Below are 12108 nucleotides of genomic sequence, written 5' to 3' on the forward strand. Positions count from 1 at the left end.
TGGCTATGAACAGAATTACATTGCTTCTATATTGTATTTTATGTGCTAATTCTGCTCATGCAGAAGCCGTTGATATGCCTGATGATTTATTTCCAACCAGTATTTGGGTAAACGAAGTAGACCGCAAGAGCGAAGTATTATTACTGACTGAAAATAACAAGTTTTATATAGAATGCGCAGATCTTGATAAGCTGCAAATCAAAGTAGAAATTCTGAAACGACATGCAACTAAAAATTCATTTTGTTTGGTAACGGATCAAGATATTCAGTCTGGATTTGATCCTCAATTGCAAGCCGTCAAAATTAATCTTCCATCAAAATATTTCTTTGGGCTAGAAACTGATACCTTAATCAGCCAGCCGATGCCTGCAAATTTTGGTGCATTTCTTAATTATGAAATGCATTTTGAAAATAATACTCAACATAATAATTTTGGTATGCTACCTGAACTGGGCGTGTTTAAAGACAATTGGATTTTAAGAAATAATGCCTTTTATCGAAATAATAAAGGTGATGATTATCGTGAAGAAAAATTCGTCAGGTTAAATAGTAGTCTTGAGTTTGATTTTTCTAAAAGTGCGACCAAACTGGTTATTGGTGATACGACCTCTGCATATAGTGCATTAATTCATGGTGTGCGATTTGGTGGTTTGAGTTTTGGTACAGACTATACGTCACGCCCAGATTTCGTGTATTGGAATATTCCAAGTCTAAAAGGCAGTGCGGTTTTACCTTCGACTGTTGATTTATATATTGATGGCGTAAATATTTATCAGAAAAAGATTTCACCTGGAGATTATAACTTACAAACAGGTGCCAATATTGAAAGTGCCGGTACAGCGCAAATGGTTGTACAAGATGTATTGGGGAATACCACTGTTCGAAGCTTCCCGGTATTAATTAGTAGTAAATTGCTCAAAGAAAATTTAAATGATTACAACATATCATTAGGGAAACTACGCTTCAGTTATGACGAAGAAAATAGCGATTATCGCGATTTTTTCAGTTCAGCCTATTGGCGTAGAGGTGTCACCAGTCGTACCACGTTGGGTGCAAGTGCTACCTATAGTGACAAAGTAAAAAATGCAGGACTGCTATGGACGCAAGCGGTCAATCGATGGTTTGTTTTAGACAGTATTTTTTTAGGCAGTAAAACCGATAATGACGATGGCTATTCTGCAGGTTTGGCTATCAGTCGTAATTTCGGGAAACTTAATTTTGGTGTGAGTTCACGCTACGCTACAAATGATTATCGGGCGTTAGGTTATGAAGATAATCATATTTTTCCAAAATTTGAAAATATGGCGTATTTGAGTTTTGCTAATTTTCCATTCTTTCAAAATTTAAATCTGAACTATATCGAACAAACCCAGTATGAATCTAATGATCCTTTATTTGAGTTAGAGGATCGCAAAATGCTCACTGTGGGTGTGAGTCGCGAAATTACACCGAATTTAATGTATACCGCCAACTATTTCCAAGAATTTGGAGATAGCGATGACTCAGGTGCCTTTATTACATTTTCTTATAATTTTGGTGGTGGTAAGCGTATTCAGGCTGATGCGGGTACCAATAAATCCGGCGGTGTCCGTTTCATTCAAAATGCATTCGGTGAATATGGTGCAAATTATGCGCTCGGTGTGGATTATCGTAATGATGAAACGGTATTAAATGCCTATGGTGGTTTGTCCACTGATGTTGGTGATTTAACCTTAAGTCATCTCTATAGTGAAAATGATTCAACAACACAGGTTGGCTACCGTGGCGCTATGGTGTGGTTGGGTGGTCAATACGCATTGACCAGTTTTGTCGATAATGCCTTTGCTTTAGTGAATGTTGGTGGTCGTGAAGATATTGATGTCATGCGTTCAATGTCTCCAGTCGCGAAAACCAATAAAAAAGGCTATGCCTTTGTACACGATATCGTTCCTTATATTAATTACGATATTTCATTTGATGAAAATCAATTACCGATCGAAAGCAAAGTTCCAAATGCTGCACATCGTTTAGTCGCATTAAGACAGCGTGGTTATAACATTAATTTTTCAGTATTTGATACACAACAAATATTGGTCAAAATATTGGATGAACAAGGTCATCAATTTGTTGCAGGAAGTGAAGTTGCAATTGATACCCCAGAAGCTGATGTTTATCCAGTGGGTTCAGATGGCACGGTAATGTTATATGGTTTGGTTGAAGGTTACTACAAGTTGACGGTGAGGACCAGTGGTGGTCGATCTTGCCAAACAGCATTAACAGTGCCGAAAAAGGTAGAAAACCAAACTCCTGAATTAATTACATTGCAGTGTAAATAAAGGAGTATTTCCAATGAAAAGTATTTTACTCATCTCAGCAACGTTATTTAGTTCAATAACATTTGCTGCACCGAGTCGTTGTGAAATGGGACGAATCAGTGAAACCAATATGCGCTTGGCGAATTACTATAATAGTCAAGCGGCGAGTTCATTTAGTGTCGATTGTTCCGGTAAATACCGCATACGCTTTAATAGCCGTAATTTGCAGGATACTTCGGGCAGTAGTTTTGTGACGAATGGCCCGATTAAGCTCAAAACACGAATGACTGTTTCAGGTGCGATGGAAAATCTGTGGAATGTTTCTACAGAGCAAGGCGCTGGCAAAAATAACTATGTGATTGCTGTGCGTTTGGTGGAGCGAGTGAATGCAACGACACCTGCAGGAATCTACCGCGATACAGTCTTTGTAAATATGGTGTTTTGAGAGGCTTAGCGAGTGATTTTATTTCATGGTTAAGGTGATTATATGCAGAGTGCTAAGTTCATGTCGCTAGATTGAAGCTTGAGTATAGATATTTAGGTGAATCTTGGGCTTCAATCTAAGAAGCTTAATTTTCTGTTATGCGTATAAAGTCAGAAATGAAGGAAATTTGATTTCAGCATATGCTTCCCCGATAACAACCTTGGGTGTGGCGATTATTTTTGCACTACGCTTGACTAAAAGTGTGAGACGAATTGAAAAGTTTAATCAAACGTTGGCAACAACGGTCACTCAAGTAAAGGAAGAGTTGACGCATACCCTACAAAATCATTATCAGTTAGAAATGGAAAATACCCGCTTGCAAGAGCGTATTCAAATTGCACATGAGCTACATGATGGCTTAGGTGGCTCCTTGGTTCGTTCAATGGCATCGGTTGAGCAGAGTTCCAAAGATCTGACCAATTCGCAATTTTTATCGATGTTGAAAATTTTAAGAGATGATTTACGACATATCATTGATAGCGGTTCAAGTTTAGGCACCAAACTGCCTGAAACCCCATTGTTATGGATGGCACCCTTTAGGCACCGTTTTAATCAGTTATTTGATTAGCTCGATATACACGCTAAATGGTCAGTTCCTGCAAAATGGGAAGTGGATGTTACTCCAATGGAATGTTTAACCCTACAGCGTGTAGCCGAAGAAGCATTAACCAATATTGTGAAGCATAGTCATGCGACCGTGGTGCAGATTCGGATTTATTATGAAAACTCGGCATTGATAATGGAAGTAGAAGACAATGGTGTGGGGTTTGATGTGAATTTGGTCAATCAAGCCGGTTTGAGTGTGGGGCTTCGTAGTATGAGTGGGCATTTAGAGCGGATGAACGCAGATATGCAAATCACTTCTCGTGCGGGTCAGACGATTTTAAAAGTGATTAAAAATTACGGATAAATCATGATTTTGTAGAAGAAATTAGTCAATTTTTTTCAATAAACTGTCATCAAATAATCATCAAAATGCAAAAAACTGCTGCTTAAACTGTGACTATACATTTATAAGAAGCATGTAAGATCATGACAGAATCGGCTATTAATTTAGGGCGTATGCAGGATGAACCTGCGCGATTTCAGTTCCAATTTAAGCATATGCAATCACGAATGGATGTGCAAACGGTCTCAACATTAATCCGTCCAGGTCTAAAAATCGCCATTGTTACAGATACGTGGGCGCCAGAAATTAATGGTGTTGCACATTCTTTATTACAGCTGTGTAAGGGCTTGCAGCAACAAGGCAACTCAATATTTTTAATACGTCCTGAACAGTCCGAAAGTTGTCAGGATTTCAAACCTGATCAAGAGTGTTTGGTTCGAGCGCAGTCGATTCCTAGATATTCAGGTTTACAATTTGGCTGGCCGCAATTGATCAAGCTGAGTAAAGCTTTAAAAAAAGCCCAAGTCGACATTGTGCATATAGTCACTGAAGGGCCTTTGGGATTTGCTATGCTTCAACTGGCGCGTTCTTTACAGATTCCTGTGTCCAGTGGTTTTCATTCGGCCTTTCATGATTTTAGTCGTTTCTTTGATTTAGCGTTTTTAATGAAGCCTGTACAACATTATTTACGATGGTTTCATAACAATACTCAACTCACCTGTGTCCCGAGCCAAGATACTGCGGATGCCTTGCATCGATTAGGTTTTAGTTGTCCATTGGTGGTGGTGGGGCGAGGTGTGGACCATAGTCGATTTTCTCCCTCACATTATCGAGCAGAACTGAGACAACAGTGGCAAGCAGATGAACATACCCGCGTGATGCTGTATGTCGGTCGGCTATCTCCTGAAAAAGAGGTGGATGTTTTAATTTCAGCCTATCGTTCGATGTTGGCCATGGATGCACGAACGAAATTGGTCATTGTGGGGGATGGGCCAGATCTTGAACGATTAATGCAACTGGCAAAATTCCTAGATGTTATTTTTATGGGAAGTTTAAGTGGTCAGGCTTTATCGGAAGCCTATGCCAGTGCGGATGTTTTTGTTTTCGCAAGTCAGGTTGAGACCTTTGGTAATGTGGTTTTGGAGGCAATGGCCAGTGGATTGCCGGTGATTGCATATAATGCCGCATGTGCCCAATTGCACGTGAGAAATCAGCAAACGGGATGGTTATGTCACTTATCTCGAACCGATGAATTTATTCGGCTTATGCAGCAATTGCCGCAACGCTCTAAATTAAAAACAATGGGCATCGAGGCGGCAAAAGACGCTGCTAAAATCGGATGGCAATATCCTGTACAGCAATTTGAGCAAGCGCTATATCGCGTGGTGGATCAAGCCATGATGAGCCAATGGAGCTAGCGCTATTGGTTGTATAGAGAAGTTGAGCATCTTCAAAAATTAATATTCATCGAACTGTCATCAAAGCATCATTGCACTGTCAAAAATAGAACCTAAGCTGAGTCAAACACAGATCTAAACTTGTAAAAATAACAACACAAATCTAGCTCAACCCCAACACAGTCAGGCTTTGACTGTAGATAGGAGATTAGCGATGAATTTAAAAAATGCAAAAACAAGAATGCTGCATCTCGATTTAAAAGGCTGTATTTATCTCAATCATTTTTCACATCAACAAGTTGTTGCTGACATATTTAAAATGGTGAGTCGACTTGGTGATGGTGTGTTTTGGTATGTCATGTTGGCGACGGTTTGGATCGTGCAGGGCATCTCCTACAGTGTACAAATCGTCTATGTATTACTGGGTGGTTCCGTCGGCACCTCGATCTATAAACTCCTCAAAAAGAAAACTGTGCGCCCAAGACCATACCAAGTGCATCAAGTGATTCGCTTAGGTGAACGCCCACTAGATCATTTTAGTTTTCCATCGGGGCATACTCTACATGCGGTCATGGCAACAACAGTGCTGGGCTATATTCAACCCATGCTGTTGGTCTTAATGTTGCCCTTTAGCTTATTGGTGGCATTATCTCGCATGATCTTAGGTTTGCATTACCCGAGTGATGTTGCTGTCGGTGCTGCTATAGGTGCTGCAGTGGGTGCGGCGATTATTCTCTGTGCACCTCTTTTGGGTTTGGTTTTATAGTTTGATGTGGAAATCACAATTGCAAAATCTGGTAATAAAAAAATTAAAAGGGTTTATCACGTCGAATTGCTGAAATTTGTTAAAGTAAGCCATCATTCTATAGACGATGTTAGGAAGACCCCATGGGTTTACGCTGGACAGATACCATTGATATCGCAATTGAGCTGTATGAAGCTCACCCTGATGTTGATCCGCAATGGATTCGCTTTACTGACCTACATGCATGGGTATGTGCATTGCCAAATTTCACTGATGACCCTGAAAAGTCGACTGAAGGTCTGCTTGAGGGAATTCAGATGGCCTGGATTGATGAGGCAAGTTAATCCCTACATCGAAAAAAGCAATTTTTTTTGTATAGCAAAAGCAGAAAATAGCGCATTATTCGGTATAATGCGGCAAATTTTTCACGTCAAATTGACTTAAGGAGCCTCTCATGGCTATTGAACGTACTTTATCTATCGTTAAACCAGACGCAGTTGCTAAAAACCACATCGGCGACATCTTTGCTCGTTTTGAAAAAGCGGGTCTTCAAATCGTTGCAACTAAAATGAAACACTTGACTCAAGCTGAAGCTGAAGGCTTCTACGCTGAGCACAAAGAACGTGGTTTCTTTGGTGACCTAGTTGCATTCATGACTTCTGGTCCAGTTGTAGTTTCAGTTCTTGAGGGCGAAAACGCAGTTCTTGCTCACCGTGAAATCCTTGGCGCAACTAACCCTAAAGAAGCTGCTCCTGGTACTATCCGTGCAGACTTCGCTGTAAGCATCGACGAAAACGCTGCTCACGGTTCTGACTCTGTAGCATCTGCTGATCGTGAAGTTAACTACTTCTTCGCTCAAACTGAGATCGCTCCACGTACTCGTTAATTCGCAGTATTCAAACCAGATAAGTGGTATACTGCTTGTCTGGTTTTTTTATTTTTATTCTCTGAATAATTCTTTGCTCAATAACTGAGCTTCTCCTTTGATCTTTAGACATGGTTTAGGTAATTACACATGAGTACTGAAGTAGTCGCTACATCAGCTGTTTCTGATGCACAGCAACAATCTCCATCCGCTCCGACGCAGCAAAATACTGTGGAGAAAGTGAATTTACTGGGCATGTCACGTCCGCAAATGGAAAAATTCTTCGAAGATATGGGGGAGAAAAAGTTCCGTGCTGGGCAGGTGATGAAATGGATTCATCAGTTCTTCGTGACTGATTTTGCTGAAATGACCAATATTTCTGGAAAATTGCGTGAAAAACTAGAAAAGATTTGTGAAATTAAAGCGCCTGAAGTGGTGCATAAAAATTACTCAAAAGACGGTACTCGTAAATGGGTGTTCCGTGTAGGTGAAGGTGCAGGTTCATTGGTTGAAACTGTGCTCATTCCTGCAGAAGATAAAACCGGCGCACGTAAGACCTTGTGTATTTCATCACAAGTGGGCTGTGCTCTGGACTGTTCATTCTGTTCAACTGGTAAACAAGGCTTCCAACGTGACTTGAGTCAAGCTGAAATTATTGGACAGCTTTGGGTGGCGAACTTCTCTTATATGGAAGATGTGCCAGTTGCGGATCGTGAACGTTCAGTGACCAACGTAGTGATGATGGGCATGGGTGAGCCGCTGTTGAACTATGACGCCGTATTGAATTCAATGCGTATCATGTTGGATGACTTTGCGTATGGTATGTCGAAGCGTCGTGTGACTTTATCAACCTCAGGTGTAGTGCCTAAAATTGACCAATTGGCACAAGACATTGATGTAGCCTTGGCAATTTCACTCCATGCGCCAAATGATGAACTACGTAACGAACTAGTTCCGATCAATAAAAAATATCCGTTGGAACAGTTGATTGCAGCGTGTCAGCGTTATATCGCAAAAGATGGTAATGAAAGTTCGCGTAAACACGTGACCATCGAATACGTGATGTTAGATGGTGTAAATGACCATCCTGAACATGCACAGCAAATGTTAAAGCTGTTGAAAAACTTACCAAGCAAAATTAATTTAATTCCGTTTAACCCGTTCCCGCATGCGCCATACGGTCGTTCAAGCCGTAACCGTATTATTTCTTTCCAAAAAACTTTGTCTGATGCCGGTTTTGTGTGTACGATTCGTCAGACACGTGGTGATGATATCGATGCTGCGTGTGGACAACTCGTGGGGCAAGTTGCTGACCGTACTCGTCGTGCGGAGCAATGGAAAAAGAAAGTTGCGCAGCAAAATGAGATACTGCGCTCACAAGGATAATAAAGAGGCAGCCAATTGAAAAAGTTAACGTATAAGTTCACTTTCGTTTCAGCTTTATGTGCATCGGTTTTGGCATTAACAGCATGTCAAACGCCTGAGATTGGGAAAAAAGACCCAGAGAAAGCCGTAAAAATCAGAACGCAATTGGCTGTTGAACACCTGAAAGCAGGGGATTTGGACTCTGCTAAACGCGCATTAGATCAGGCTTTAGAGGTGGATTCTCGCGATTCTCAGGCCAATATGATGATGGGTGTCTTACTACAACGAGAAGGCAGTCCAGCCAACTTAGAAAAAGCAGATAGTTATTTTAAGCGTGCAATTTCAGCAGACTCAAAAAATTCTCAAGCACGTAACAACTACGGTACGTATTTATACCAAGTTGAGCGCTATAATGATGCGATTGAACAGTTCAGCATCGCAGGTTCAACTTTAGGTTATGATCAACGTTTCAAAGCATTGGAAAATTTAGGTCGAATTTACCTGAAAGTGGGTGATGTGGCGAATGCTGAAAAATCATTCAAACAAGCTTTGCAGGCTAATCGTGATTCCTATGTTTCAATGTTAGAGTTGTCTGAAATCTTTTATTTGAATCAGCAGTTCCCTGCTGCCACACAAATGTATGAACAATTTGTACGTGCAGTAGGACAAAAAAATCAGGGTGCGCGTGCACTCTGGATTGGCATTCGAACAGCGCGTGCCAATGGCGACAATTTGGGTATGCAAGTACTGGTCAATCAGTTACGTGCTTTGTTCCCAGAAAGTCCTGAATACCAACGCTATTTGCAATTACAGTACAGTACTGAGGCCGTATGGAAGTAAATCCTAATTCACCGCAATCGAATGGTTCGAGCGTAGCTCCAAATGCATTAGGAAATGTACAACGCCCAGGTGAGTATTTACGTCAAGTACGTATTACGCAAAAACTGGAACTTGAAGCTGTCGCATCAGAACTCAATATTCCATTAAAAACACTGACTGCACTCGAGCAAGATGATTATAAGTCATTGCCTGAAGCGACCTTTATTAAAGGTTACTACCGCACTTATGCCAAATATTTAAAAGTTGATGCCACCAATATCATTCAACGTTTTGATGATATTTATGCCAACGATACGGGATTGTTGCCAAATCACGCGTTAAATAATTCACCGATTAAAATTATGGGTAAATTACCCGGGTCTAACCGTGACCGTAATCGTAAATGGATCAAACGTGGTCTGATTGCATTGGCGGTGTTGGTGGTCATTGGTGCGATCGTGGCGGCGATTCAGGGCATGACCTCGGGCAGCGATAATGAAGACGCTGTGACCAATGATGTCGCTTCAGAAGTTCAAGTCCTCGACATGAATGGCGGGAATGCAACAGTCAGCGGTGATCAATTGACATTGACCTTTAGTAGCCCGACTTCAGTACATATTGTTGATTCGACGGGTAAGGTGTTGGCGACAGGTCGTCAAGCATCGACGCTCAACTTAAACGGTGAAACACCATTCCAAATTCGTTTGGATGATGCAACAGCAGTGTCATTAAGCTTAAATAATGAAAATATTTCATTGTCACCATATACCGTAAACGGCAAAGCAGATTTCCGTTTATCACGTTAAGGGACAACAGAGCAGACTGAACAATGATTGAAAATCCAATTAAGCGCCGTCCAACGCGTAAAATTAAAGTAGGTTCGGTGTATGTCGGTGGTGATGCGCCGATCAGCATCCAAAGTATGACCAATACTGAAACCTGTGATGTCGAAGCGACCGTGGCACAGATTCAGCGCTGTGTAGACGTCGGTGCGGACATCATGCGTGTTTCTGTACCGAGTATGGAAGCTGCTGAAGCTTTTGGTGAAATTCGTAAACGTGTGCAAGTGCCATTGGTTGCCGATATTCACTTTGATTATAAAATTGCTTTACGTGTTGCAGACCTTGGTGCAGATTGTTTGCGTATTAACCCGGGTAATATTGGTTCTGAAGCCAAAATTCGTGAAGTGGTTGCGGCAGCGAAGCACAATGACATTTCAATGCGTATTGGTGTCAATGCAGGCTCACTGGAAAAAGATATTCAAAAGAAATATGGTGAGCCTACAGGTCAGGCTTTGCTTGAATCTGCAATGCGCCATATTGATATTTTAGACCGTTTAAATTTCCATGAATTTAAAGTGTCAGTCAAAGCATCCAATGTCTTTCTGACGATGGATGCTTACCGATTACTTTCTGCACAAATTGATAACCCATTACACTTAGGTGTGACTGAAGCAGGTGTCTACCGCACGGGTTCAGTCAAATCTGCTATCGCTTTAGGTGGTTTGTTAATGGAAGGCATTGGTGACACCATGCGTATTTCATTGGCAGCAGAGCCTGAAGAAGAAATCAAAATTGGCTTTGATATTTTAAAATCATTGGGCTTACGTTCAAACGGCATTAACTTTATTGCATGCCCAAGTTGTTCACGCCAAGAGTTTAATGTCATCAAAGTCATGCAAACATTGGAAGAGCGTTTAGAAGATATTCGTACCCCAATGGATGTATCGGTGATTGGTTGTAAAGTGAATGGTCCGGGTGAAGCCAAAGAAGCCGATATTGGTGTAGTAGGTGCAAGTCCGCGTTCACTGGTGTATCGTAATGGCGAAAAGAGCCATTTAATTGACACAAATCAGTTGGTTGACGAAATCGAAGCGATGGTTCGTCAACGTGTTAGCGATCTTGAAGACGCTAAAGCTAAAGAGATTATTCGCACAAGTTTTTCTGAGTAGATCATGAGTTCAATCGTCGCAATCAAAGGTTTTAATGACATTCTCCCTACGCAAAGTCCTGCATGGAGACGTCTAGAACAGCATCTATCTAGCCTGATGGATGCTTATGGTTATCAGCAAATTCGCTTGCCGATTGTGGAGCAGACTCATCTGTTCAAACGTTCTATTGGTGATGCAACGGATATCGTTGAAAAAGAAATGTACACATTCTTAGACAAAGGTAATCCGCCTGAGTCTTTGACTTTGCGTCCAGAAGGAACAGCAGGGTGTGTACGTGCAATGCTTGAACATAACTTACTTCGTGGTGCTACACCGCGTGTATGGTATGTCGGCCCAATGTTCCGCTATGAAAAACCACAAAAAGGTCGCTACCGTCAGTTCCATCAATTTGGCGTAGAAACCTTTGGTGTTGCAACACCAGATCAAGATGCAGAATTGATTTTAATGACTGCGCGTTTGTGGAAACGCATGGGCGTTGCAGATAAAGTTCAATTAGAACTCAATACATTAGGTGAGTCTGATGAACGTGCAGCTTATCGTGCGGCATTGGTTGAATTCTTAGAGTCACATAAAAATGACTTAGATGAAGATTCTCAGCGACGTCTAACTACGAATCCACTGCGTATTTTGGATTCTAAAGATGCAAAAACACAAAGCATTTTGGAAAATGCGCCAAAACTTCACGACTTTATGGGTGAAGAAACGTTGGCTCACTTTGCTCAATTGCAGCAGTATTTGACAGACGCTGGTATTGGTTTTGTGATCAATCAAAAGTTGGTTCGTGGTCTCGACTACTACAATAAAACGGTCTTTGAATGGACAACTACACACTTAGGTTCTCAAGGAACGGTATGTGCTGGTGGTCGTTATGACGGTTTAGTCGGTCAGCTTAAAGGTAAAGCAGACCAGTCTGTGCCTGCTGTTGGTTTTGCAATGGGTATGGAGCGTTTGCTTCTTCTACTTGAACAAGTGGAAGACAATACCCCAGTGCGTGACTGTGAGCTATTCTTGGTTTCAGATCCTGCAACTCAAGGTAAGGCATTGGTACTTGCTGAACAAATTCGTGATCAACTTGAAGCAGCGGGTAGCAACATTCGCTTAAAAGTTGGTTCACAAGGTTCAATGAAATCGCAAATGAAAAAAGCCGACCAATCGGGCGCTTTATTTGCTGTGATTTACGGTGAACGTGAGCAAGCAGCAGGGCAAGTGCTGGTGAAAGAGCTAGCTATTGCAGAACAACACGAAGTGAATGTGGCAGACTTTGTTGCCTTCATTATCGAAAAAATTTCTTCAAAATAA

13 protein-coding genes are annotated in these 12108 nt (G+C 41.4%); all 13 read left to right on the forward strand.

From position 1 onward, the window contains the following. The first annotated feature begins 5 nt into the window (after nucleotides 1-5). The 13 genes from FTU36_RS06595 to hisS all read left to right on the forward strand — a co-directional run bounded on the left by FTU36_RS06595 (nucleotide 6) and on the right by hisS (nucleotide 12108). Nucleotides 6-2315: a fimbria/pilus outer membrane usher protein gene (locus FTU36_RS06595; protein WP_180117153.1), complete on the forward strand. Its 2310-nt coding sequence runs from the start codon at nucleotides 6-8 to the stop codon at nucleotides 2313-2315. Nucleotides 2316-2328: 13 nt separating this feature from the next. Next, complete coding sequence (locus tag FTU36_RS06600) at nucleotides 2329-2739, forward strand: hypothetical protein (RefSeq protein WP_180117155.1); 411 nt, start codon at nucleotides 2329-2331, stop codon at nucleotides 2737-2739. 166 nt (nucleotides 2740-2905) lie between these two features. After that, entirely contained in the window at nucleotides 2906-3346 is a 441-nt protein-coding gene (locus FTU36_RS16710; protein ID WP_257224799.1) for a hypothetical protein, read from the forward strand. Nucleotides 3347-3403: 57 nt separating this feature from the next. Then, nucleotides 3404-3688, forward strand: coding sequence for a sensor histidine kinase (locus tag FTU36_RS16715; RefSeq protein WP_168378455.1), 285 nt, complete (start codon nucleotides 3404-3406; stop codon nucleotides 3686-3688). A gap of 119 nt (nucleotides 3689-3807) precedes the next feature. Further along, the gene (locus FTU36_RS06610; RefSeq protein ID WP_373686351.1) at nucleotides 3808-5085 is read left to right on the forward strand and encodes a glycosyltransferase family 4 protein; all 1278 of its coding nucleotides are present in this window, start codon (nucleotides 3808-3810) and stop codon (nucleotides 5083-5085) included. Nucleotides 5086-5278: 193 nt separating this feature from the next. Beyond that, nucleotides 5279-5830, forward strand: a complete 552-nt coding sequence (locus tag FTU36_RS06615) for a phosphatase PAP2 family protein (protein ID WP_180117159.1) — start codon at nucleotides 5279-5281, stop codon at nucleotides 5828-5830. A gap of 122 nt (nucleotides 5831-5952) precedes the next feature. Beyond that, nucleotides 5953-6153 (forward strand): Fe-S cluster assembly protein IscX, encoded by a 201-nt coding sequence (gene iscX / locus FTU36_RS06620; RefSeq protein WP_078189615.1) that lies wholly within the window; start codon nucleotides 5953-5955, stop codon nucleotides 6151-6153. 110 nt (nucleotides 6154-6263) lie between these two features. Beyond that, complete coding sequence (gene ndk / locus FTU36_RS06625; protein WP_078189614.1) at nucleotides 6264-6695, forward strand: nucleoside-diphosphate kinase; 432 nt, start codon at nucleotides 6264-6266, stop codon at nucleotides 6693-6695. Nucleotides 6696-6824: 129 nt separating this feature from the next. Then, on the forward strand, nucleotides 6825-8060 hold the full coding sequence (gene rlmN / locus FTU36_RS06630) for a 23S rRNA (adenine(2503)-C(2))-methyltransferase RlmN (RefSeq protein WP_180117161.1): 1236 nt from the start codon (nucleotides 6825-6827) through the stop codon (nucleotides 8058-8060). 15 nt (nucleotides 8061-8075) lie between these two features. Then, on the forward strand, nucleotides 8076-8879 hold the full coding sequence (gene pilW / locus FTU36_RS06635; protein WP_078189612.1) for a type IV pilus biogenesis/stability protein PilW: 804 nt from the start codon (nucleotides 8076-8078) through the stop codon (nucleotides 8877-8879). Continuing rightward, complete coding sequence (locus tag FTU36_RS06640) at nucleotides 8870-9664, forward strand: RodZ domain-containing protein (RefSeq protein WP_180106349.1); 795 nt, start codon at nucleotides 8870-8872, stop codon at nucleotides 9662-9664. The genes pilW and FTU36_RS06640 overlap by 10 nt, the downstream gene beginning before the upstream one ends. A 23-nt stretch (nucleotides 9665-9687) precedes the next feature. Then, the gene (ispG, locus tag FTU36_RS06645; RefSeq protein WP_180007218.1) at nucleotides 9688-10809 is read left to right on the forward strand and encodes a flavodoxin-dependent (E)-4-hydroxy-3-methylbut-2-enyl-diphosphate synthase; all 1122 of its coding nucleotides are present in this window, start codon (nucleotides 9688-9690) and stop codon (nucleotides 10807-10809) included. 3 nt (nucleotides 10810-10812) lie between these two features. Further along, a complete protein-coding gene (gene hisS, locus FTU36_RS06650) occupies nucleotides 10813-12108 on the forward strand; it encodes a histidine--tRNA ligase (protein WP_078189609.1) in 1296 nt (431 codons plus the stop codon).

Source organism: Acinetobacter sp. YH12096 (assembly GCF_013419215.1).
Taxonomy (GTDB): domain Bacteria; phylum Pseudomonadota; class Gammaproteobacteria; order Pseudomonadales; family Moraxellaceae; genus Acinetobacter; species Acinetobacter amyesii.